General features: G+C 66.3%; 23 protein-coding genes and 1 tRNA gene. 15 read left to right on the forward strand and 9 right to left on the reverse strand.

What is annotated here, in order from left to right; all coding sequences use genetic code 11:
- Positions 1-2 precede the first annotated feature (2 nt).
- On the forward strand, positions 3-1,157 hold the full coding sequence (gene ygfZ, locus ASF79_RS14025; RefSeq protein ID WP_055855804.1) for a CAF17-like 4Fe-4S cluster assembly/insertion protein YgfZ: 1,155 nt from the start codon (positions 3-5) through the stop codon (positions 1,155-1,157).
- A 6-nt stretch (positions 1,158-1,163) separates the two neighbouring features.
- A complete protein-coding gene (locus ASF79_RS14030) occupies positions 1,164-2,306 on the forward strand; it encodes an FUSC family protein (protein WP_235480525.1) in 1,143 nt (380 codons plus the stop codon).
- A 9-nt stretch (positions 2,307-2,315) separates the two neighbouring features.
- Here ASF79_RS14030 and ASF79_RS14035 read toward each other — a convergent pair whose 3' ends face one another.
- Complete coding sequence (locus ASF79_RS14035; RefSeq protein WP_055855807.1) at positions 2,316-3,125, reverse strand: class I SAM-dependent methyltransferase; 810 nt, start codon at positions 3,123-3,125, stop codon at positions 2,316-2,318.
- 51 nt (positions 3,126-3,176) lie between these two features.
- Between ASF79_RS14035 and ASF79_RS14040 the strand changes: the two genes are divergently transcribed.
- Positions 3,177-3,926 (forward strand): phosphoglyceromutase, encoded by a 750-nt coding sequence (locus tag ASF79_RS14040; protein WP_055855810.1) that lies wholly within the window; start codon positions 3,177-3,179, stop codon positions 3,924-3,926.
- A gap of 16 nt (positions 3,927-3,942) precedes the next feature.
- Here the strand turns inward: ASF79_RS14040 and ASF79_RS14045 are convergent, their stop codons facing one another.
- Both ASF79_RS14045 and phoU read right to left on the reverse strand, forming a co-directional pair.
- Complete coding sequence (locus ASF79_RS14045; protein ID WP_055855814.1) at positions 3,943-4,650, reverse strand: hypothetical protein; 708 nt, start codon at positions 4,648-4,650, stop codon at positions 3,943-3,945.
- Positions 4,651-4,772: 122 nt separating this feature from the next.
- Entirely contained in the window at positions 4,773-5,426 is a 654-nt protein-coding gene (gene phoU, locus ASF79_RS14050) for a phosphate signaling complex protein PhoU (protein WP_055777791.1), read from the reverse strand.
- A gap of 208 nt (positions 5,427-5,634) precedes the next feature.
- Here phoU and ASF79_RS14055 point away from each other — a divergent pair, with 208 nt between their 5' ends.
- Together ASF79_RS14055 and ASF79_RS14060 are read left to right on the forward strand one after the other, a co-directional pair.
- The gene (locus tag ASF79_RS14055; protein WP_055855817.1) at positions 5,635-6,789 is read left to right on the forward strand and encodes a sensor histidine kinase; all 1,155 of its coding nucleotides are present in this window, start codon (positions 5,635-5,637) and stop codon (positions 6,787-6,789) included.
- Positions 6,786-7,466, forward strand: a complete 681-nt coding sequence (locus ASF79_RS14060) for a response regulator transcription factor (protein ID WP_055777785.1) — start codon at positions 6,786-6,788, stop codon at positions 7,464-7,466. Before ASF79_RS14055 ends, ASF79_RS14060 begins: the two co-directional genes overlap by 4 nt.
- Positions 7,467-7,503: 37 nt before the next feature.
- Here ASF79_RS14060 and ASF79_RS14065 read toward each other — a convergent pair whose 3' ends face one another.
- On the reverse strand, positions 7,504-8,070 hold the full coding sequence (locus tag ASF79_RS14065; protein ID WP_156366265.1) for a hypothetical protein: 567 nt from the start codon (positions 8,068-8,070) through the stop codon (positions 7,504-7,506).
- Between the two features lie 185 nt (positions 8,071-8,255).
- Between ASF79_RS14065 and ASF79_RS14070 the strand changes: the two genes are divergently transcribed.
- From ASF79_RS14070 to rlmB, 4 genes are read left to right on the forward strand one after another with little or no spacing between them, the layout of a single operon-like run.
- Positions 8,256-8,738, forward strand: coding sequence for a CarD family transcriptional regulator (locus ASF79_RS14070; protein WP_055777778.1), 483 nt, complete (start codon positions 8,256-8,258; stop codon positions 8,736-8,738).
- Positions 8,739-8,741: 3 nt separating this feature from the next.
- Complete coding sequence (gene ispD / locus ASF79_RS14075) at positions 8,742-9,971, forward strand: 2-C-methyl-D-erythritol 4-phosphate cytidylyltransferase (RefSeq protein WP_055855824.1); 1,230 nt, start codon at positions 8,742-8,744, stop codon at positions 9,969-9,971.
- Between the two features lie 30 nt (positions 9,972-10,001).
- On the forward strand, positions 10,002-11,420 hold the full coding sequence (gene cysS, locus ASF79_RS14080; RefSeq protein ID WP_055855828.1) for a cysteine--tRNA ligase: 1,419 nt from the start codon (positions 10,002-10,004) through the stop codon (positions 11,418-11,420).
- The gene (gene rlmB, locus ASF79_RS14085; protein WP_055777773.1) at positions 11,413-12,444 is read left to right on the forward strand and encodes a 23S rRNA (guanosine(2251)-2'-O)-methyltransferase RlmB; all 1,032 of its coding nucleotides are present in this window, start codon (positions 11,413-11,415) and stop codon (positions 12,442-12,444) included. Before cysS ends, rlmB begins: the two co-directional genes overlap by 8 nt.
- An 84-nt stretch (positions 12,445-12,528) precedes the next feature.
- On the opposite strand, the gene ASF79_RS14090 is transcribed toward rlmB, so the two are convergent.
- Together ASF79_RS14090 and ASF79_RS14095 are read right to left on the reverse strand one after the other, a co-directional pair.
- On the reverse strand, positions 12,529-13,836 hold the full coding sequence (locus ASF79_RS14090) for a DUF4032 domain-containing protein (RefSeq protein ID WP_055777770.1): 1,308 nt from the start codon (positions 13,834-13,836) through the stop codon (positions 12,529-12,531).
- 164 nt (positions 13,837-14,000) lie between these two features.
- Positions 14,001-15,104: an ABC transporter ATP-binding protein gene (locus tag ASF79_RS14095; protein ID WP_055777767.1), complete on the reverse strand. Its 1,104-nt coding sequence runs from the start codon at positions 15,102-15,104 to the stop codon at positions 14,001-14,003.
- A 233-nt stretch (positions 15,105-15,337) separates the two neighbouring features.
- Between ASF79_RS14095 and ASF79_RS14100 the strand changes: the two genes are divergently transcribed.
- Entirely contained in the window at positions 15,338-16,255 is a 918-nt protein-coding gene (locus tag ASF79_RS14100) for a DsbA family protein (protein ID WP_055777764.1), read from the forward strand.
- A gap of 59 nt (positions 16,256-16,314) precedes the next feature.
- Positions 16,315-16,390 (forward strand) — tRNA-Thr (locus ASF79_RS14105).
- 368 nt (positions 16,391-16,758) lie between these two features.
- On the opposite strand, the gene ASF79_RS14110 is transcribed toward ASF79_RS14105, so the two are convergent.
- From ASF79_RS14110 to msrB, 3 genes are all read right to left on the reverse strand, one after another.
- Complete coding sequence (locus ASF79_RS14110) at positions 16,759-17,964, reverse strand: MFS transporter (protein WP_055856182.1); 1,206 nt, start codon at positions 17,962-17,964, stop codon at positions 16,759-16,761.
- 149 nt (positions 17,965-18,113) lie between these two features.
- Positions 18,114-18,662, reverse strand: a complete 549-nt coding sequence (locus ASF79_RS14115) for a nitroreductase family protein (protein WP_055855831.1) — start codon at positions 18,660-18,662, stop codon at positions 18,114-18,116.
- A 4-nt stretch (positions 18,663-18,666) separates the two neighbouring features.
- On the reverse strand, positions 18,667-19,068 hold the full coding sequence (gene msrB / locus ASF79_RS14120) for a peptide-methionine (R)-S-oxide reductase MsrB (RefSeq protein ID WP_055855834.1): 402 nt from the start codon (positions 19,066-19,068) through the stop codon (positions 18,667-18,669).
- 83 nt (positions 19,069-19,151) lie between these two features.
- Here msrB and ASF79_RS14125 point away from each other — a divergent pair, with 83 nt between their 5' ends.
- The 4 genes from ASF79_RS14125 (at position 19,152) to ASF79_RS14140 (ending at position 21,068) form a co-directional block, all read left to right on the forward strand.
- Entirely contained in the window at positions 19,152-19,622 is a 471-nt protein-coding gene (locus ASF79_RS14125; protein ID WP_235500766.1) for a GNAT family N-acetyltransferase, read from the forward strand.
- Positions 19,623-19,723: 101 nt separating this feature from the next.
- Positions 19,724-20,026 carry a DUF3263 domain-containing protein gene (locus ASF79_RS14130; protein ID WP_055777754.1) on the forward strand — a complete coding sequence of 101 codons (303 nt, stop codon included), beginning with the start codon at positions 19,724-19,726 and terminating at the stop codon, positions 20,024-20,026.
- Between the two features lie 16 nt (positions 20,027-20,042).
- Positions 20,043-20,678, forward strand: a complete 636-nt coding sequence (locus ASF79_RS14135) for a LytR C-terminal domain-containing protein (RefSeq protein WP_055777751.1) — start codon at positions 20,043-20,045, stop codon at positions 20,676-20,678.
- A 186-nt stretch (positions 20,679-20,864) separates the two neighbouring features.
- Positions 20,865-21,068, forward strand: coding sequence for a cold-shock protein (locus ASF79_RS14140; protein WP_044440195.1), 204 nt, complete (start codon positions 20,865-20,867; stop codon positions 21,066-21,068).
- Positions 21,069-21,196 lie beyond the last annotated feature (128 nt).

Here is a 21,196-nt window from a genome sequence, read left to right on the forward strand (position 1 = left end):
CGATGACCTCCGCAGGCTCCCCGTTCCTCGCCCTCCCCGGAGCAGTCGATTCGGCGGCGGCCGACCAGGGCGTGCCCGCTCACTACGGCAATCCCGTCGCCGAGCAGCGTGCGCTGCTGGCGGGGGCGGTCGTCGACCTCTCGCACCGCGGCGTCATCTCCGTCAGCGGCGCCGATCGGCTCTCCTGGCTCAACTCGCTCACGAGCCAGAGCCTCACCGGCCTGGCGCCGGGGGAGTCGACGGAGTCCCTGCTGCTCGGAGTCTCCGGCCGTGTCGAATTCGACATGCGGGTCGTCGACGACGGCGAGACGGCTTGGCTGCTCGTCGACTCCGATGAACTGTCGGCCCTGCTCGCCTGGCTGCTCAAGATGCGCTTCACGCTGCGCGTCGTCATCGCCGACCGAACCGAGGAGTTCGCGACCGTCGGCTCGATCGGTGCCTCCAACGAGATCCTGGATGCGGCGGCTGCGTCGCCCAACGGCGTCGCGCTGATCTGGCACGACCCCTGGTCCGCGGTGTCGGCGGGCGGGCACCAGTACGCTCAGGTCGCCGATCACCCGGGGGCCGAGTGGCTGTGGCGCGAGACGCTCGTCAGCCGCGATGACCTGGGGGCCCTTGCCGAGCGTGTCCGCGCCGGCGAGATCTCCGCAGCGGGCGTTCTGGCCGCCGAGGCCCTGCGTATCGCCGCGTGGCGGCCGCGTCGCGCCACGGAGGGCGACGAGAAGACGATCCCGCACGAACTCGACTGGATGCGGTCCGCCGTGCATCTCTCCAAGGGGTGCTACCGGGGTCAAGAGACGGTGGCGAAGGTGCACAACCTCGGCCATCCGCCGCGCCGCCTGGTCTTCCTGCATCTCGACGGAACAGACAACGTCCTTCCGAAGCCCGGCGACGACGTGGTGCTTCCGGTTCAGAACGATGACCGCGACCACGACCCCGACGTGGTCGGTCAGATCACGTCGAGCGCGATCCACTACGAGCTCGGGCCTATCGCGCTCGCCGTGGTGCGGCGCTCGACGCCGGTCGATCCAGACCTCGGTGTTCTGAGTGACGGCATCGTCGTCGCAGCGGGCCAGGAGGTCATCGTGCCGCCCGAGGCCGGAAGTGTCGTCGGTCGCATCAGGCGCATGCCTCGACTCGGCGTGATGCGGCGCTAACGCGCCGTGCCGAGACGAGTGAGGCCGGGCGCGGCAGTACGCAGTCTGCGGCGAGCCGTCGCATCTACCGGCCTGCCCGGAACCGTCTACGCGCCCGGAGCGTCGATCGACCGGCTCACGACGAGCATCCCCGCGATCGTGCAGATCGTCATCGCGGTCGTCATCTCGTTCTCGATCTCCCGCTATCTGCTGGGGCATCCGGCGCCTGTCACCGCGGTGACAGTCACCATCTCGAGCCTGGGCTTCATGCGGGATGCCCGTCCGCTCCGCGTGGTCGAGACGGCGTTGGGCGTGACGCTGGGTATCGCGCTGAGCGAGGCGATCGTTCTCGGTTTCGGTCAGGGGGTGTGGCAACTCGCTCTCGCCCTCGGCGTGACGCTCACCATCGCGCGGCTCTTGTCGCCCGCCGCATCGTTCGCGATCGTGGCCGGCGTGCAGTCGGTGCTCGTCGCCGTTCTCCCGGTGCAGGCCGGCGGACCGTTCACACGCACGATCGACGGCGTGATCGGCGGAACGATCGCGCTTCTGTGCACCGCGCTGATCCCTCGCGATCCGCGACGCGGCGCCCTGCGCGACGCGAGACGTTTTCTCTCTGCCTTCACTGACGTCGTCGCGTCGTTGGTGGCCGTGCTGCGCGTCGGCAGCGAGACCGAGACCGACCGGGTGCTCGAGCAGGCCCGACGAACGCAGCCCCTCGTCGACTCCTGGCGTGCCTCGCTCGACTCGGCTGTGGCCGTCGCGCGCATCTCGCCTTTCCTTCGCAGACACCTCGCCGAGTTGCAACGGCAGCACGTGATGCAGCAGAACATGGATCTCGCCATGCGCAACCTTCGCGTGGTCACCCGGCGGCTCTCGGTGCTCGACCGAGACGGGCGGCCCCGGCCCGAGATCGCCGAGATTCTCTCGGGCGTGGTGAGCAGCGTCAACCTGCTGTCGCAGAGCCTCACCGAACCCGAGCTCGTGCCGTTGGTTCGGCAGAACCTCATCCTCATCGCGGTCAGGCTGCACCCCGCACAACTTCTTCCTGGGCAGCCCCTCGCCGAGACGTCGGTCGTGTTCGCCATGAGACCACTCGTGATGGACCTGCTGATGGCCTCGGGGCTCACCGTCGACGAGGCGCGGGCGGCCATGCCCGACATGTCGAGCTGACAGCCTTTCTCAGACGGGTGCGACCTGCGCCCACGGAACGGTCAATTCGCCGAGCCGTCTACGCGAGCGGGCGCCGAGGATCGACCAGCCGCCGGCATCCAGTGCCTCGACCGAGGCGAGCCACCTCTGGGTCGCGCCATACACGCCGACGCCGGCGTTGTGCTGCCACGCCCTGTCGAGATCGCTGAGCAGCGCATGGATCGGCTGACCGGGCACGTTGTGATGGATGAGGGCCTTCGGTAGTCGCTCGGCGACGATCGACGGTTTCTCGATCTCAGACAGCCTCAGGGAGATCGTGAAGGTCTGTGGCCCAGCAGACGTGACGGACACCCAACTCGCAACCCGCCCGATCTCGTTGCAGGTTCCCTCGACGAGCACGCCGCCGGGCTGCAGCCTCGCGACCATGCGGGTCCAGGCGTCGGCAACCTCTGATTCGTCGTACTGGCGCAGCACGTTGAAGGCACGGATGACGGCGGCTCGTCGGCCGTGGGGGAGCGGGGTCTCGAAACCCCCGAGGGCGAACGAGACGCGAGCGTCGGGAGCGAACGAGGTGGAGCCGGCACGCACGGCCTCGAGCTGCTGGGTGGCGGTGCGCACCCTGTCGGGAGAGATCTCGAATCCGACGACCTCGACGTCGGAGCGGAACCGCGCGAGCCTCTGCTGCAGCTCGAAAGCCGTCACGCCACTCGCCCCGTATCCCAGATCGACGACGAGCGGGTCGGCAGAGAGGCGCAGCGCGGGCACCGTGCTGATGAAACGGTCGACCCGGCGAAGACGATTCGTGTTCGTCGTCCCCCGAGTGATTTCACCGATCGGCATGCATCAAGTTCACCACGAAAGCGAGAGGCCGCCGCCCCTAGACTTGTGAGCATGTCTACGCCTTATACCTTGATATTGCTGCGCCACGGCAACAGCGACTGGAACCAGAAGAACCTGTTCACGGGCTGGGTCGATGTGCACCTCAGCGAGCAGGGAATCGCCGAAGCGAAGCGCGCCGGCGAGCTGCTCGCGTCGTCGGGCGTTCTGCCCGACATCCTGTACACGTCTGTGCTGTCGCGTGCCATCGAGACCGCCAACCTGGCGCTCGCGGAGGCCGACCGGCAGTGGATCGACGTCAAGCGCAGCTGGCGCCTCAACGAGCGCCACTACGGTGCCCTGCAGGGCAAAGACAAGGCGCAGACCCTCGAGGAGTACGGCCCCGAGAAGTTCCAGACCTGGCGTCGTTCGTTCGACGTGCCGCCGCCCCCCATCGACGACGACGCCGAGTACTCGCAGGTCGGCGACCCCCGTTACGCGAACATCGACGGCGAGGTGCCCCGCACGGAGTGCCTCAAAGACGTGATCGACCGCATGCTGCCCTACTGGCACTCCGACATCACGGAAGACCTCGTGGCCGGCAAGGTCGTGCTGGTCACGGCGCACGGCAACTCTCTGCGCGCCCTCATCAAGCACCTCGACGGCATCTCAGACGACGACATCGCCGAGCTGAACGTTCCTACCGGCATCCCGCTGGTTTACAAGCTCGACGAGAACTTCGTTCCGATCGAGCCCGCGGCCTACCTCGACCCCGAGGCGGCTGCGGCGGGCGCTGCGGCTGTCGCCAACCAGGGCAAGAAGTAACCTCTTTTCGAGATGGTCAGATGACCGGTCCGCGCTCTGCGGGCCGGTCATTCTGCTGTGTGTGGGGCGGCTGCTGGTGAGGCGGTTGCGCCGCGGCGGAGTACAGGGACGGAGCAGCACCGCGGCCTGACATCCGTGATGCGAGGACCCCGCCCCAGCCGATCGCTGCTACGACGACGGCACTCAGAATGAGCATCATGATCTGCGTCGTGGCCGACTCGATTCCGCCCATGAGAAGCCCCCAGTGCGCGAGCGACAAGACGACGACGAGCGCGAGAGAGACGAACGACAGCCCGGGGCGTGAACGCACGATGAGCCAGGCCAGCCCCAAGCCTAGAGTCATCATCACGAAGACGTCGGCGACGGTGAAGCTCAGGAGAAAACCGCCCCTGCCGAGGCGGGCCGTCAGGCGAACCGCCTGAAAGAGGGCGACGAGCAGCACGGCGGCGACGGCGATTCCAGCGGCGATAGACCGCCGCGCCACCGTCGCCGGAGCGAAGAAGAAACCGAGCACCGTCACCGCGACGGCGAAGAGCAGCTGCAGAACAAGCAGGGCCCCGACCGACGCGTCTAACCGCGCGTTGAGGAAGAGCTGGATGAACTGCCCGCTGAGGCTCTGCACGACGAGGTAGCCGCCGAGCGAGACCGTGACGAGTGCGAGAAGCCACCGGGTCGCGAGCGTCTGCGACGGCGGGGATGTCTGGGGACGCGGGGCGTAGCTCATACGCCCAGCATGGGGGAGCGTGCTCCGCAGAGGCAAGCTTCCGTTCTCTGACGACCTGTGCCGGGCAAAGAAAAGACCGACCGCCAGGAGGCGGTCGGTCTCTTCAGAAGTCGGTCGTCGTGCTACTCGGCTGCTCCGGCCCAGTCGCCGGTCGCGAGGTACTGCACCTTCTTGGCGATGGCGACAGCGTGGTCGCCGAAGCGCTCGTGGTAGCGGCTGGCGAGCGTCACGTCGACGGTGTCGACCGCTCCGCCCTTCCACGTCTCTCCGAGCACAGCGTCGAAGACGCTCACGTGCAGCTCGTCGAGCGAGTCGTCGTCTTCGCGGATGACCTCGACGAGCGCGAGGTCTTCGTTGGTGAGCAGAACCGTGAGGTTCTTGGCCATCGCCACGTCGAGGCGGCCCATCTCGGTGAAGGTTCCACGCAGGCTCTTCTTCACGACCTTGTCGGGGTAGCGGTAGCGAGCCAGCTGGGCGATGTGCTCGGCGAGGTCGCCCATGCGCTCGAGCGATGCAGAGATGCGCAGCGCGCTCACGACGATGCGCAGGTCGCGGGCGACTGGCTGCTGAAGGGCGAGGATGTTGATCGCGAGCTCGTCGAGGCTCACCGCCAGCGCGTCGATCTTGTGGTCTTCGGCGATCACGGACTCGGCGAGCGAGACATTCGACTCATTGAACGCGGTCGTGGCGTTGGTGATCGCCACGGTGACGAGAGACGAGATCTCGACCAGGCGGTCCTGTACCTCCCGCAGCTCCTGTTGGAATACTTCGCGCATGCGTAAGGTCCTTTCACGGATTCGTCTCGACACTCGATCTGAGCGAGTTTTGTGCAGCGTCGAGGGGAGAGGCGTCGACTGACGCCCGGATCATTCTGGCGAGAACAGGTTAACGGATGGTGCCGAAGACCTGAACAATCGGGAAAATGGCCCCCGATCATCTTCCCTCGTGAATTGTCCCATGAGCCGAGTCGTTAGTGTGGGGACTATGGATTCAGGCTGGCTGGTGCTGCTTTCCGTGGCATTCGGCCTGGTCGTTGGGGGCGGATTCATGGCGCTCTTCCACGTAGCTGAACGACGGGGAAACTCGGCCGTCGACGTCGTCAATCCGGCCGTGCCGGACGGCGTCAGTCAGGTCATCGACGCACTGGAGTCTGCGGGCGTCGTTCTAGATCCGTCGAACAACGTCGTCAAGGCATCGCCCGGTGCTCTGGCGACAGGACTCGTCTCGCAGCAGGTGCTGGTGCACTCCGAGCTCATCGACCTGGTCAATACCGTGCGTTCGACCGGCGAACCGATCGTTCAGCCTGTTCAACTCGCCCGCGGACCGTTCGGTGATGCGAGCATGCACTTCCTCGTGCGCGTCGCGCGGCTGGGGTCGAGGTACATCCTGCTTCTCGCCGAAGACCACTCCGAGACCTTCCGCCTCGACGAGGTGCGTCGCGACTTCATCGCGAATATCAGTCACGAGCTCAAGACCCCGATCGGTGCCATCGCCCTGCTCTCCGAAGCGCTCGATCCCGCTGCCGACGACCCCGAGCAGGTTCGTCGGTTCGCGAAGCGACTGCACACCGAGGCGGCCAGGCTTACGCGAATCACCCAGGAGATCATCGAACTCTCTCGACTTCAGGCCGCAGACACCCTGCTCTCGGCAGAGCTGCTCGACGTCGACCATCTCATCGCCTCGGCCATCGACCAGAACCACGTGCAGGCCGAGCTTCGAGGAACGACCCTGGTCAAGGGCGGCGCCAAACACGTGCACGTGTTCGGCGACGAGGCGCTGCTGATCATGGCGCTGCACAACCTCGTGGGTAACGCCATCCAGTACTCGCTCGACAACTCGCGCGTCGGCATCGGTGTGCGCGTCGAGGACGGCGTCGTCGAGATCGCCGTCACCGATCAAGGTCTCGGCATCGCGAGCGAAGATCTCGACCGGGTGTTCGAGCGCTTCTTCCGCGTCGACCAGGCGCGCTCCCGTAACACCGGGGGCACCGGGCTCGGACTCAGTATCGTCAAGCACGTGGTCGAGAACCACGGCGGCGATGTGAGGGTCTGGTCGCAGCTCGGCCGAGGTTCTACTTTCACGATCCGGCTTCCCGAGGCGTCAACCGTCGCCATTGCAGCACAAGGAGATTCACGATGACCCACATTCTTCTCGTCGAAGACGAAGACGCCCTGAGCGAGCCCCTCGCCTACCTTCTCCGTCGCGAGGGCTACACGGTGACCGTGGCGGCAGACGGCCCGGCCGCGATCGCCGAGTTCGACCGCGGCGGCGTCGAGCTCGTGCTGCTCGATCTCATGATCCCCGGTATCCCGGGTACCGAGGTGTGTCGGGAGATCCGCACCCGCAGCTCCGTGCCAATCATCATGCTTACGGCGAAGGACTCCGAGATCGACATCGTCGTCGGGCTCGAGCTGGGCGCCGACGACTACGTGACGAAGCCGTACTCGACACGCGAACTGCTGGCACGCATCCGGGCCATCATGCGTCGACAGACCGAGCCGAGCGACCTCGCCGAGCCGGTGCTCGAGAGCGGACCCGTGCAGATGGACATCGAGCGGCACACCGTGCGGGTCAACGGCGTCGACACGGCGATGCCGCTCAAGGAGTTCGAGCTCCTGGAGCTGTTGCTGCGCAACGCCGGTCGCGTGCTCACGCGCGGTCAACTCATCGACCGCGTCTGGGGGTCCGACTACTTCGGAGACACCAAGACCCTCGACGTGCACATCAAGCGCATCCGCTCGAAGATCGAGCAGGTTCCGTCGGAGCCCACTCTGCTGGTCACCGTGAGAGGTCTCGGCTACCGCTTCGAGGCGTGACCGAGGGGCGCCTCCGCCCTGAGGTCGAACCGAGCCGTTACGGCGCGGGCGTCGCCTCGGGCGTGGGCGTCGCATCGCCGTCGGCGGGCGGCGGGGTCGTCGACGGAACGGGCGTCGGCGTGACGGTGGGCAGGGGAGTGGGGGCGAGGCCCGTGTACTCCTCGAACTCGGTCGTCAGGATGGGCACCAGCAGCTGCTTGCCTTCGGCGTCGCCGTACTGGAAGTAGATCGGGAAGAGCGAGCCTGCCTTCGCATCGATACCGCGCAGCACGACCTGCGATTCGGCGTCTGCACCGAAGCTCGTGTTGCCGTTGCCGGCGACCGGAATGGTCATCTCCGACTTCGTACCGTCGGCCTCGTACTGAAGGGTGAGGGCACGGCTCTCTCGGGCGCTGTTGCTGAAGGTGACGAGCAGGCTTGCGTTCTCGCCATCATCGCTGATGAGCGTCGCGTTGCGGATGTCGACGGTTCCGACTTTTCCGTTGACGCCGTTCGCCGCCTCGACGATTTTTGTGGTCGCCTGCGGGGTGATGAATGCGCAGCCGGCCGTGCCAAGCCCGAGAAGGGCGGCCATGGCCAGTGCGGCCCCGAGTCGTGCTCTCACAAGTTCCTCCAGAAGTGGTTCGGCGCGGTCTCTTCAGGAGACCGGACGCGGACTCCTCTAGCCTACCGAATGGCGGGCCGTGCATTCGGTCGTCGCGCGCGAGCGGAAGGGGCTCGAGCGCCCTTCGCGGCCGGGGTGAAAAGACGCGTCGTGGTATCCTGGAGGTCGTTGAAGGGATTCCATCGATGATTTTCGAAGTCGGCGAGACAGTCGTCTACCCCCACCACGGTGCGGCTACGATTTCCGAGGTCAAGACCCGCATCATCAAGGGTGAAGAGAAGACCTATCTCAAGCTCCGGGTCGCCCAGGGCGATCTGACCATCGAGGTGCCCGCCGAGAACGTCGAGCTCGTCGGCGTGCGCGACGTCATCGGTCGAGAGGGCGTCGACCGCGTGTTCGACGTGCTGCGTGCTCCGTTCACCGAAGAGCCCACCAACTGGTCGCGCCGATACAAGGCCAACCTCGAGAAGCTGGCGTCGGGTGACGTCATCAAGGTCAGCGAGGTCGTACGCGATCTCTGGCGCCGCGACCAAGACCGCGGCCTCTCTGCCGGAGAAAAGCGCATGCTCGCCAAGGCCCGTCAGATCCTCATCTCCGAATTGGCGCTCGCCGAGAAGACCGACGAAGAGAAGGCATCCCTGGTTCTCGACGAGGTTCTGGCCTCCTAGGTCGTGACCGCTCCTAGAACGGCGCCTCGCGTCGCGATCATCGTCGTGGCCGCCGGCAGCGGAACGCGCCTCGGCGAGCCCGTGCCGAAGGCCTTCGTCGACCTCGACGGGCGCAGCATCCTGTCGAGATCCCTCGATCCGATCTTCGGTCTTGCCGACCCCGCGCAGGTCGTGGTGGTGGCTCCGTCGAGCCATCTCCAGCAGGCTCGAGACATCGTCGAGCAGAGCGCGGGTGCGGCATCGGATGCCTGCGGCGTCGTCGTCGGAGGCGACTCCCGACAGTCGTCGGTGGCGTCGGGCCTCGCCGCCCTCCTTCCCTCGATCGAGATCGTGCTCGTGCACGATGCGGCACGTGCACTCGCTCCCGGCTCTCTCTTCGAGAGGGTGGTCGCCGAGGTCGAGTCCGCGGGCCGCGGTGTGATCCCGGGCCTGGCCGTCAGCGACACGATCAAGAGGGTCGACGCATCCGCGACGGTGCTGGAGACCGTCGACCGCGCGCAGCTGTCGGCCGTGCAGACCCCGCAGGCCTTTCCCCGCACCGAACTCGTGGCGGCCTACGCCGCCGCAGACCGCGAGTTCACCGACGACGCGGCGCTGATCCAGCACGCCGGCGGGTCGGTCGCCATCGTCGCCGGAGATCCGCTCGCGTTCAAGATCACGACGCCGTGGGATCTGCGCCGTGCCCAGCAGTTGCTGGCCGAGACATCGTCGGCGAGCCGGCCATCGGCATCCGCATTGGCCGTTCGAACGGGTGTCGGTGTCGACGCGCACGCTCTCGATGCAGACCAGCCTCTCTGGCTCGCCGGTCTTTTCTGGCCCGGAGAGGCAGGGCTCGCGGGCCACAGCGACGGAGACGCCGTCGCGCACGCTCTGTGCGACGCACTGCTCTCTGCTGCGGGTCTTGGAGACATCGGCGGCATCTTCGGCGTCGACGACCCACGGCTCGACGGAGCGCACGCCGACGTCTTCGTGCTCGAGACCGTACGGCTCCTGGCTGTCGCCGGCTTCGCGCCGTCGAACGTCTCGGTGCAGCTGGTGGGAAACCGTCCCCGTTTCGCGCCGCGCAAGAAAGAGGCGGAGGAGTTCCTCTCGGCGTTGGTCGGCTGCCCCGTCTCGGTGTCGGCGACGACCACCGATTCTCTCGGCTTCACGGGCAGGGGCGAGGGCGTCGCCGCCATCGCGACCGCCCTCATCGCGTCGGCGACCCAGCCCGCTGCGGGCGCGGTCACGTAACACGTGCTCCGCGCCGCCTAAACTAACTGGGTGGCGCTTCGACTGTATGACTCGAGAAGCCGGACCCTGTCCGACTTCGTTCCCCTCGTTCCTGACCAGGTGGGAATCTACGTCTGCGGACCCACGGTGCAGTCGTCGCCGCACATCGGACACCTTCGCAGCGCTCTCGTCTATGACCAGCTGCGCCGCTGGCTTGTCCACTCGGGACACCACGTCACCTTCGTTCGCAATGTCACCGACATCGACGACAAGGTGCTCGTGAACGCGGCCGGCAGCGACGAGCCGTGGTGGGCTCTGGCGTACCGCGTCGAACTCGAGTTCACGGCCGCCTACAACGCCATCGGCGTGCTCCCGCCCACCTATGAGCCTCGCGCCACCGCGAGCATCCCCGAGATGCACGCGATCATCGGCCGCCTCATCGACAAGGGCTTCGCCTATCCGGCCGACGACGAGTCGGGCGACGTGTACTTCGATGCGCGCGCCTGGCCCCTGTACGGCGAACTCACCCACCAGAGCCTCGACGACATGGCTCCTTCCACCGACTCCGACCCCCGGGGCAAGCGCGACGTGCGCGACTTCGCGCTTTGGAAGGGACGCAAGCCCGAAGAGCCGAAGTCGGCGTCATGGCAGAGCCCTTGGGGCGCCGGACGCCCCGGCTGGCATATCGAGTGCTCCGCGATGTCGACGAAGTACCTCGGTGCCCAGTTCGACATCCACGGCGGCGGCATCGATCTGCGCTTTCCCCATCACGAGAACGAACTGGCGCAGTCCACGGCGGCCGGTGACCCCTTCGCGAACTACTGGTTGCACAACGGACTCGTCTCGGTCTCGGGGCAGAAGATGTCGAAGTCTCTCGGCAACTCGATCTTCGCCGCGGAGCTCATCGCCTCGGCGCGCCCGCTCGTGCTGCGGTACTACCTCGGTGCGGCCCACTACCGTTCCACTCTGGAGTTTCACGATGGAGCTCTGGCTGAAGCCGAGGCAGCACTCGGACGCATCGAGGGATTCCTCGAGCGCGCGGAACGGCGACTCGAGGACACCCGCTTCGCCTCCGACGCCGTTCAGGTCATGCCCGACGAGTTCGTCGCGGCCATGGATGACGACCTCGGCGTTCCCCAGGCCCTCGGTGTCGTGCACGACACCGTTCGTGCGGGCAATGCTGCCCTCGACAACGAAGACCTGGTCGAGGCTGCGCACGCGTTGGGCGCCGTCATCGCGATGACGAGCGTGCTCGGCATCAACCCCCTATCCAGCGAGTGGTCGACGAGCTCGAGCGGAGCGACCGATGTCGCCCTCGCCGCGCTCGTCGAACGACTGCTCGAAGACCGCCAGGCTGCCCGGGAAGGTCGCGACTTCGTCACGGCCGACCGAGTTCGTGATGAACTGAACGCAGCCGGCATCACTATTGAAGACGGTCCTTCGGGATCGCATTGGAGTCTCGATGGCTAAATCAGGAGCGAGCAAGCCCACAAGGGCAGGCGCAGTACGCAAGGCGAGTCGCGGAAAGGCCGTCGGATCGGGCGGCCAGGGTCGGCAGGCCTTGGAGGGCAAGAAGCCCACGCCGAAGGCAGAGGATCGCCCGTACCACCCCGCCGGGAAGGCGAAGGCTGCCAAAGAGCGCTTCATCGCCGCCGGCGGCAAGGGCGGTCGGGGCGGCAGCAGCCGGGGCGCATCTCAAGACCCGAACCGCAAGCCGGCCCCGCGTCGCAGCGCCAAGAACGAGGAGTTCGAGGTCGTGACCGGCCGCAACTCGGTCGTCGAGGCGCTCCGTGCCAAGATCCCTGCGACGGCGCTGTACCTCGCGACCCGTATCGAGATGGACGAGCGTGTCAAAGAGGCGCTGGCTCTCGCAACCAACCGCGGCATCCCGATTCTCGAGGTCATGCGCCCCGAGCTCGATCGGCTCACGAGCTTCGACTCCGTGCACCAGGGACTCGCTCTCAAGGTGCCGGCGTATGAATACGCGCACCCCGTCGATCTGCTCGACGAGGTCATCTCGCGGGGCGACACCCCTCTCTTCGTCGCGCTCGACGGCATCACCGATCCCCGCAACCTCGGCGCCATCATCCGGTCGACCTCGGCCTTCGGTGGCCAGGGCGTCATCGTTCCCCAGCGCCGCTCGGTGGGCGTCACGGCATCCGCATGGAAGACGTCGGCCGGAGCGGCCGCTCGTACTCCCGTGGCGATGGCGTCGAACCTCACGGCCACGCTCAAGGCCTTCAAGCAGAAGGGCGTGTTCGTGATCGGCCTCGATGGCGGGGGAGACGTGTCGCTTCCCGGCCTCTCGTTCGCCGACGGTCCGGTCGTCATCGTCGTCGGCAGCGAGGGCAAGGGCCTGTCGCGTCTCGTCACCGAGACCTGCGACGCCGTCGTGTCGATTCCGATCACCGCGGCCACGGAGTCGCTGAACGCGGGAATCGCGGCGAGCGTCACGCTCTACGAGATCTCCCGTCTGCGCGCAGCCAAGAAGTAGGGGCCTCCGCCGATCGACCACTCTGCGCCGGTCGAGTAGGCCGCTCCGAAGTCGGAGCGGCTACTCGATCAGCGCAAAACCGCGCTAGACCTTGAGGCGCCAGTCCTCGTCGTCTTCTGCCTCGACGGGCACCGAACCCGTCTGCACGTCGACGGGCAGGGTGATCGTTCCCGTGGGCGGGTCGATGACCGTGGCCTCGTCGCGCCGGTGGCGGAGCACGTCATTGATATAGGCGTTGAGAGCCTCAGCCAGCGGGATGTCGCGCCCCTGCTGCTCGCTCATGAACCAGCGGTGCTCGAGCAGTTGGTGGAACAACTCGGCGGGCTCGAGCTTGCGCTTGAGATCGCGCGGAACACTGCGCACGACGGGCTCGAACACTTTGGCCACCCAGTCGTGCGCCATCATCTCTTCGTCGTAGTCGTCTTTGCTGTACCGCGCGCTGAAGTCGTCGAGGTCGTTGAGCAAGCGACGGGCCTGATTCTCCTGAGCGTCGACCCCGGTGAGACGCAGCAGCCTGCGCTGGTGGTGGCCCGCATCCACGACCTTCGGCTGGATGCGCACCGTCGTGCCCTCGTCGTCGGTCTTGATATCGAGCTCCTCGATGTCGAAGCCGAGCTCGTTGAGCCGGTCGACGCGCTGATTGATACGCCAGCGCTCGCTCGACGAGAACGACTCCTTGCCCGTGAGCTCAGACCACAGCGTGCGATAGGCGGCGAGGATGCCGTTGCTCACCTTGATCGGGTCGAGCTCGTCGTCGACGCGCCCGCCGGCCTCGAGATCCATGAGCTCGCCGGCGATGTTGACGCGCGCGATCTCGAGGTCGTTCTCGCGCTGGCCGTTCGAGAGCCCGCCCGAGAAGAGCTTGCCCGTCTCGGCATCGACCAGGTAGGCGGCGAAGGCGCCGGCGTCGCGGCGGAAGAGCGTGTTCGAGAGCGAGACGTCGCCCCAAAAGAATCCGATGACGTGCAGGCGCACGAGCAGCAGTGCGAGAGCGTCGACGAGCCGCGTGGCGGTGTCGGGTCGCAGCTGCTGCGAGAACAGGGCGCGGTAGGGAAGAGAGAACTTGAGGTGCCGGGTGACCAGAACGCTGGGCAGCGGCTCGCCATCGTCGTTGGTGCGGTCGGTGATCACGGCGAGCGGATCGACGCACGGGATCTCGAGGCTCTGCAGCAGGCGGAGCATCTTGTACTCTCCTCCGGCCATGTCGTCGGTGGTCTCCTTGATCGCGATGACGTGGCCGCTGAGATGGGCGAAGCGAACGAGGTGCCGCGAGAGGCCCTTGGGCAGTGCTGCGATGTACTGGTCGTCCCATTCGCCGAGGGGGACGTCCCACGGCAGGTCGAGCAGGGCGGGGTCGGTGATGGCCGAGGTGATGGTGAGGGAACCCCTCATAGCTGCTCCTTGCTGATGTGCGAGATAGAACGCTGTCGGAGGGGACCGACGCGGATGCTGCGGGGAGAAACACGACGAGCCCGCCGCCTGTGCACCGAGCCGCAGGGCTGGTGCATCAAGCGACGAGCTCGACTGTGATGTTCGTCAGACGGTGTCTGCGGAGACTAGCTCGAGACGACTGCCTTGTTGCCGAGGCGCTCGCCCGACTCCGTGTCGAAGACGTGCACGTGGTTCGGCGTGGCCGTGAGGTACACGGTGTCGCCGAGTGAGGGGTGTGAGCGGCCGTCGACGCGGGTGACGATGTCGGTGCGCTTGCCGTCGATTTCGGAGTGGCCGTAGAGGTAGCCGTCGGCGCCGAGTTCTTCGACGAGGTCGACCTCGACTGCGAGGCCCTGGCCCTGGGTGGTTGAGACGATGATGTCCTCGGGGCGCACACCAACGGTGACGCTCTTCGCGGTGGCCTGCGACAGGGTTTCACGGTCGACGGGAACGACGGAGGATCCGAACGCGATTCCGCCATCGACGACGTCGGCGTTGAACAGGTTCATCGCGGGGCTGCCGATGAAGCCGGCGACGAAGACGTTGTTCGGCTTCTCGTAGAGGTCGCGGGGGGTGCCGACCTGCTGCAGCAGTCCGTCTTTCAGAACGGCGATGCGGTCACCCATGGTGAGCGCCTCTGTCTGGTCGTGGGTGACGTAGACCGTGGTGACGCCGAGTCGGCGCTGGAGCGACGCGATCTGGGTGCGGGTCTGGACGCGGAGCTTGGCGTCGAGGTTCGACAGCGGCTCGTCCATGAGGAACACCTGGGGCTGGCGCACGATGGCGCGGCCCATCGCGACGCGCTGACGCTGACCACCGGAGAGGGCCTTCGGCTTGCGGCTGAGGTACGGCTCGAGGTCGAGGAGCTTCGCGGCTTCGAGAACGCGGGTGGCGCGGTCTTCTTTGCCAACGCCGGCGATCTTGAGCGCGAAGCCCATGTTCTCGGCGACCGTCATGTGGGGGTAGAGGGCGTAGTTCTGGAAGACCATGGCGATGTCGCGGTCTTTCGGGGGAACGTCGGTGACGTCGCGGTCACCGATGAGGATGCGTCCCTCGTTGACCTCTTCGAGGCCGGCGAGCATACGCAGCGTGGTCGACTTTCCGCAGCCGGAGGGGCCGACGAGAACGAGGAACTCGCCGTCAGCGACCTCGAGATCGATCTTGTCGACCGAGGCGCGGGTTGCACCGGGGTAGATGCGGGTAGCTTTGTCAAAAGTGACAGATGCCATGGGTGTTAATCTCCTTCACCGGCAGGTACGTGCCGGACGATCCGTTGTGATGGATTGAACTGGACAGACGACAGCGTCGGTCCATCGCTCATTATGTCACGGTTCACGGCCCCCGAATGAGGCACCCCTGCTGGGCTGTTTGGATATTTCCCAGTTAGGCCCTCTACGCTGGGGGTTCCGGCCGCTTTCGGCCCGATCGATTTTTCTCTTCTCTCACCCGGAGTTCTACACGTATGTCTTATGGCTCAGCCGGAGATGGTCGTCTCTCTAAGAACGAACGACGCGAAGCCGCCCGCGAAAAGGCGAAGGTGCTTCGCGAGCAGCAGCGTAAGAAAGACATCCGCAACAGGATCTTCCTCTTCGGAGGCCTTGGAGTCGTCGTGATCGCCATCGGCGTCGCGGTCACGCTGATCATCGTCAGCGCCATCAAGCCCGCCGGACCGGGGCCGATGAACATGGCCAGCGACGGCGTCACCGTCAGCAAGGGGTTCGTCGCGACGACGAGCCCGTCGCAGCCGGCCGACGCGGCACCCGTCGCACCGACGCCCGACTACTCCAAGGGAGTCGTCGACATCCAGGTCTACGTCGACTACCTCTGCCCGTTCTGCGGCCAGTTCGAGGCGACCAACTCCGAGCAGATCGGCCAGTGGCTCGATTCCGGCGCGGCGACGCTCACCACCCACCCGCTCGCCATCCTCGATCGCGGCTCGCTCGGAACGAAGTACTCGACCCGCTCGGCCAACGCCGCAGCGTGTGTCGCCAACTACTCGCCCGACAGCTTCTACGCGTTCAGCGCTCTGCTCTTCAAGAACCAGCCCGCCGAGAATACCGAGGGTCTCGACAACGCCGCCCTCAAGGGCTACGTCACCGATGCCAAGGCCGAGAAGGTCTCGCAGATCGAGAAGTGCATCGACGACACCGAGTTCAAAGACTGGGTGAGCGCCTCGACGGCCCGCGCCCTCAAGGGCCCGCTGCCGAACACCGAGGTCGAGAAGGTGCAGGGCACCCCCACCGTTCTCGTCAACGGACAGCAGTACTCGGGTTCCCTGACCGACGCCGACGCGTTCTCCGCGTTCGTGCTACAGGTCGCGAGCGAGGCGTACTCGACGACGACGCCCGCACCGACGCCCGAGCCCACCGTCGCGCAGTAGCGCGTCACCGGAGCGCCTCATTCGGCCGCAGGTCATGGCTAGAATGAGGTGTTCCATCTGCCGGCGTGGCGCAATTGGTAGCGCACCGCTCTTGTAAAGCGGGGGTTGCGGGTTCAAGTCCCGCCGCCGGCCCCAAAGACCGACCTAACCAACCGAGATGGTTGGTGTGGGTGACGCACAACGCTGGCGCGTTGTGGGGTTCAAGTCCCGCCGCCGGCCCCATAGACCGATCTAACCAACCGAGATGGTTGGTGTGAGTGACGCACAACGCTGGCGCGTTGTGGGGTTCAAGTCCCGCCGCCGGCCCCATTGACACCGAATGCCCCCGTATCTCCCAAGATGCGGGGGCATTTTCGCGTCGTCGACGCGTGCGGTGCGCCAGCGGAGAGCAGCCGCTGAGATGGCGCACATGGCGGCGGGATCGAGGTCAGATCAAGCCATTCGCGACATCTCGCGCCGCACTCGATGCGACAGGTCAATTGCGATGGTTGCAGTGCGACTGGTCAGCTGCGGCGGGCAGCTCGGCGATCGAGTCCCAGCGAGACGAGAAGGATGCTCACGCCGGCGATCGAGAGGCCGATACCGACCCAGGCGGGCGCGATGTATCCGAAGCCGGCGGCGATCACGATGCCGCCGAGGAAGGCGCCCAGCGAGTTGCCGAGGTTGAGCGCCGAGTGGTTGAGGGCCGCGGCGATCGACTGCGAGTCGTGGGCGACATCCATGAGTCGAGCCTGGATCGTGGGCGACGCGGCCGAGACGAACGCGCCGATGAAGAAGATCGAGATGAACAGCCCCGGCACGCTCGCCGCGGTGAGCCCGAAGGCCAGGCAGGCGAGGCCGATGCCGGGCATGAAGAGGAGAAGAGAGCGCGTCACAGACTTGTCCGCGGCCCAGCCTCCGATGAAGTTGCCGATGGTCATGCCCACGCCGAAAGTCACCAGAACGAGCGGCACGACTCCCGCCCCGAGGCCGGTGACGTCGGTGACCACCGGGGCGACGTAGCTGTAGACCGCGAACATTCCGCCGAAGCCGATCGAGGCCATGGCCAGCGTGAGCCAGATCTGCGGACGGGAGAATGCCCTGAGCTCGTTGCGGATCGTGCTCTCGGGATTGCCCGCTTGGAACGGCACCGTCGCGAGGATCGCCACGAGCGTCGCCGCGAAGATCACCGTCACGAGCCAGAACGCGCTTCGCCAGCCGAAGTTCTGGCCCAGGTAGGTGCCGATCGGAACGCCGATGACGTTCGCGATGGTGAGGCCGGAGAGCACGAACGCCACACCGCGTGCGCGCATTCCCGGGCCCATGAGGGTGGCCGCGACCAGCGAGGCGATGCCGAAGTACGCGCCGTGGGGAAGCCCAGAGACGAAGCGCGCGACGAGAACCCAGCCGAACGAGGGAAGGATCGCGGTGGCGAGATTGCCGATCACGAAGCAGGCCACGAGCACGGTGAGCAGGCGCTTACGGGGCCATCGAGCCGCGGCGGCCGCGATGGTCGGCGCTCCGACCACGACTCCCAGCGCGTACGCAGAGATCAGGTGTCCAGCCGTCGCGTTGGCATCCGCCGAATTCGAGGCGTACAGCGTCGGGAGAAGATCCTGCGCGATGTTCGGCAGCAAACCCATCGACACGAATTCGGTGACGCCGATGCCGAAACCGCCCAGAGCGAGTGCGAGCAGCGCGAACCACCGCCGCCGGGGCGAGTACTGCAGGTGTCCGACGCGTGGCGCATCGACAGCGGCCCCGTCGTTCGAGGGGGTCGTCGATCGGATGGTCTGGGTGGGTGCGTCGGATTCAGTCACGAGAACTCGATCCTATCCCTCGGAGGACCGCGGTTCGAATCGATTCGACCCAGGTTCGTTCAGAGGGTCGAGACGTGCCTGGCGACGTCAATTCGAGAGCGCCGTCGTTCCCGGGGGCGATCGACCCGCCGACCCGTGTAGATCCAACCCAGCATCTGCTCGTCGGATCCGAGACGGTGCGCGATCCGCACGGGCTCGCTGCGCGTCTGGATGCCCGTGCGCCACATCGCGCCGTAGCCGCGTTCGTGCAGCAGCAGGGTGAGAGCATGGGCGACACCGGATGCGACGGCCTCCTGTTCCCAGTAGGGCACCTTCACACTGGGCCGCGGCGAGACGACCACCGCGAGCAGCAGCGGTGCACGGAACGACTTGCGGATGCTCTTCTCTGCGTCGTGCCCGTGCAGGCCGGATGCCGCGGCGAGGCTCTCGCCGACGAGCCGCCGGGACTCTCCTCGGATCTCGATGACCCGCCACGGAGTCAGGCCGGAGTGGTCGGCCACCTGGCCGGCGGCTTCGACCAACTCGAGGATCTCGTCGTGACTCGGCGCCTCGTCTGAGACCTTCGAACTCGAGCGGCGCTCGTGCAGGGCATCGTAGACGGATGCCACGCCGTTACTCGGCAGGATCGAACTCGAGCGAGATCGAGTTCATGCAGTAGCGGTCACCCGTGGGGGTCTGCGGTGCGTCGTCGAAGACATGGCCCAGATGCGAGCCGCACGCGGCGCAGCGCACCTCGGTGCGCACCATTCCGAGCGTCGAGTCCGTGATCAACTCGACGGCGTCGGTCGTCGACGGGTCGTAGAAGCTGGGCCAGCCGCAGTGTGAGTCGAACTTCGTCGTGCTGCGGAAGAGCTCTGCGCTGCACGCCTTGCACCGGTAGATGCCCTCGCGGCCCTCGTCGAGCAGCTCGCCCGTCCATGGACGCTCCGTCGCGGCCTGACGCAGCACGGCGTACTCGTCGGCCGACAGCTCCGCGCGCCAGTCCTCATCGCTCTTCTGAACGTCGTAACCCATCGAAAAGACCCTCCTGTGTCGCCGTCTGATCACGGCATCGCGATCGTCAGGGCTCTTCCATCATCACAGTAAACTTCTCTGCCATGCCCCTCGAACCCGTACCCGCGATCGTGCAGAAGAGCTGGAGCGAGCTGACCACGGTCGAGCTGTATGAGATCATCAAGCTCCGCACTGATGTCTTCTTCGTCGAGCAGAGAGTCGACGAGAGCGAACTCGACCGTCGCGACAGGGAGGCGAGCACCGTCCACCTGTGGATCCCGGGTGAGAACGGGGACGTGGCCGCTTATCTCCGGGTGCTCCGCGACGAGATAGCGGAGTACGGCGACGCGCATCGCCTGCCCGGCCGGGTGGTCGTCGGCGCCGCGTACCGGGGCCGCGGGCTCGCCCAGTTGCTCCTCGCCCGGGTCGTCGAGCTGTTCGGGGCGGAGCCGATGCTGCTCCACTCGCAGAGCTACATCCAGAGCCTCTACGCCGCGTTCGGTTTCGTCGTGGTGGGCGATGAATTCGTCGAGGGCGGCATCTCGCATCGCACGATGTTCAGGGCCAGCACCTAGGTATCGCGGCATGCCCGGCCCATTCGGGTGATGCAAAGGATGCGAACCATAGGATGTTCAGGATCGGGGACCGACGGTTCCCGGCAGGATGTGGAGGCCGCGTGGGTGTCGCGAAGAATCTCGATGAGCAGCATGAGGGCGACGGCTCGACGCTGCGCCTGAGCGCTCGCGACATCGCGATCCTGGCCTTCGAGCGCACATGGTGGAAGCACGCGGGCGCCAAGGAACAGGCCATCCGCGACGAATTCGGGCTCTCGGCGGCCCGCTACTATCAACTGCTGGGGGCTCTCATCGATTCGCCCTCCGCCCTCGCTCACGACCCGATGCTCATCAAGAGACTGCACCGTGTGCGGGATGCCAGGACGGCGGCACGATCCGTGCGCCTCACGTCCCTCGACGACTAGGACCCGAGACCACACCATGGCCAAGCCTCCAACAGATCGCTTCGACACCATCCCCGCAGATCTCCATCGCACGGGAGCGCACCGCGGGCCGCGGCGCAAGGGCCGAGGATGGATCGCGTTCGCGTGGGCCGCTCTCGCAACCGGCGTCATCGTCGCCGGTGGAGTCATCACTCTCGCCGTCATCAACGACAGCATCAAATTCGACGATCTGCTCGGCGGCGGCACGACCGCTGCCACGCAGACCCCGACTCCGACGCCCACACCCGAGGTGACACCGGTCGTCGACCCCGCGGCTACGGTCACCGTGCTCAACGGCACAGAGACGGTCGGGCTCGCCGCGAGCGTCGGCGACGCGATGCGTGAGGCCGGATGGGCGGGCATCGGCTCGACCGCCAACGCGAGTGCCACCGACTTCAAGACGACCACGGTCTACTACGTCGACCCCGCTCAGGAGGCGGCCGCTCTCGGGCTGGCGAACTCACTGTTCACCAAGGCGACGGCCGATGCCGCGGCCAACGGAGTCACGTTGTCGATCACCGCGATCAGGGTCGAGCAGTCGGATCAGTTCCAAGGCGCTCAGCTCACCGTGGTTCTCGGCGCAGACTTCATCGAGCCGTCTGCCGACGGCTCGACAGACGAGCCCGTGCAGTAGTTCTCGGAGCCTGCCGCCTCGACCCCATATTTCGGTGATGTTTCCGTCATGTTGAGATGCGGAAACGGATATTCCGTTTCGATGTCAACGCCTGAATTCGGGCCATCTCGCTGATTAGTATCGGCCTTGGTCGCCCGTGTTCCAGCGGGTGTCCTGACGACACACATTCGGCAATGGGGAGTAACAATGGCGAACGGAACCGTGAAATGGTTCAACGCTGAAAAGGGCTACGGTTTCATCACCGTCGACGAGGGAGGACAGGATGTCTTCGTGCACTACTCGGCGATCGAGATGGGCGGTTACAAGGTGCTCGAAGAAGGCCAGCAGGTTGTCTTCGAAGTAGGCACCGGAGCGAAGGGACCTCAGGCCGAAGCCGTCAGGCTCGCCTAGCCCTGCTCGCCCGCACAGCGCGTCGCCGACCGGCGACGCCCGACACTCTGAACGCCGTCCGCGAAAGCGGGCGGCGTTCGTCGTCGCAGCTTGCACTCGCCTGCCCTGAGTGCCAATATTGTCTTAGC

It is taken from the genome of Agreia sp. Leaf335 (genome assembly GCF_001423605.1).
Classification (GTDB): domain Bacteria; phylum Actinomycetota; class Actinomycetes; order Actinomycetales; family Microbacteriaceae; genus Agreia.

Excerpts from the sequence above, each read along its gene's own strand:
- ygfZ (WP_055855804.1), top strand. The coding sequence starts at position 3 with ATGACCTCCGCAGGCTCCCCGTTCCTCGCCCTCCCCGGAGCAGTCGAT.
- ASF79_RS14035 (WP_055855807.1), bottom strand. The coding sequence starts at position 3,125 with ATGCCGATCGGTGAAATCACTCGGGGGACGACGAACACGAATCGTCTT.
- ASF79_RS14040 (WP_055855810.1), top strand. The coding sequence starts at position 3,177 with ATGTCTACGCCTTATACCTTGATATTGCTGCGCCACGGCAACAGCGAC.
- ASF79_RS14045 (WP_055855814.1), bottom strand. The coding sequence starts at position 4,650 with ATGAGCTACGCCCCGCGTCCCCAGACATCCCCGCCGTCGCAGACGCTC.
- phoU (WP_055777791.1), bottom strand. The coding sequence starts at position 5,426 with ATGCGCGAAGTATTCCAACAGGAGCTGCGGGAGGTACAGGACCGCCTG.
- ASF79_RS14055 (WP_055855817.1), top strand. The coding sequence starts at position 5,635 with ATGGATTCAGGCTGGCTGGTGCTGCTTTCCGTGGCATTCGGCCTGGTC.
- ASF79_RS14060 (WP_055777785.1), top strand. The coding sequence starts at position 6,786 with ATGACCCACATTCTTCTCGTCGAAGACGAAGACGCCCTGAGCGAGCCC.
- ASF79_RS14070 (WP_055777778.1), top strand. The coding sequence starts at position 8,256 with ATGATTTTCGAAGTCGGCGAGACAGTCGTCTACCCCCACCACGGTGCG.
- rlmB (WP_055777773.1), top strand. The coding sequence starts at position 11,413 with ATGGCTAAATCAGGAGCGAGCAAGCCCACAAGGGCAGGCGCAGTACGC.
- ASF79_RS14090 (WP_055777770.1), bottom strand. The coding sequence starts at position 13,836 with ATGAGGGGTTCCCTCACCATCACCTCGGCCATCACCGACCCCGCCCTG.
- ASF79_RS14095 (WP_055777767.1), bottom strand. The coding sequence starts at position 15,104 with ATGGCATCTGTCACTTTTGACAAAGCTACCCGCATCTACCCCGGTGCA.
- ASF79_RS14100 (WP_055777764.1), top strand. The coding sequence starts at position 15,338 with ATGTCTTATGGCTCAGCCGGAGATGGTCGTCTCTCTAAGAACGAACGA.
- msrB (WP_055855834.1), bottom strand. The coding sequence starts at position 19,068 with ATGGGTTACGACGTTCAGAAGAGCGATGAGGACTGGCGCGCGGAGCTG.
- ASF79_RS14125 (WP_235500766.1), top strand. The coding sequence starts at position 19,152 with ATGCCCCTCGAACCCGTACCCGCGATCGTGCAGAAGAGCTGGAGCGAG.
- ASF79_RS14135 (WP_055777751.1), top strand. The coding sequence starts at position 20,043 with ATGGCCAAGCCTCCAACAGATCGCTTCGACACCATCCCCGCAGATCTC.
- ASF79_RS14140 (WP_044440195.1), top strand. The coding sequence starts at position 20,865 with ATGGCGAACGGAACCGTGAAATGGTTCAACGCTGAAAAGGGCTACGGT.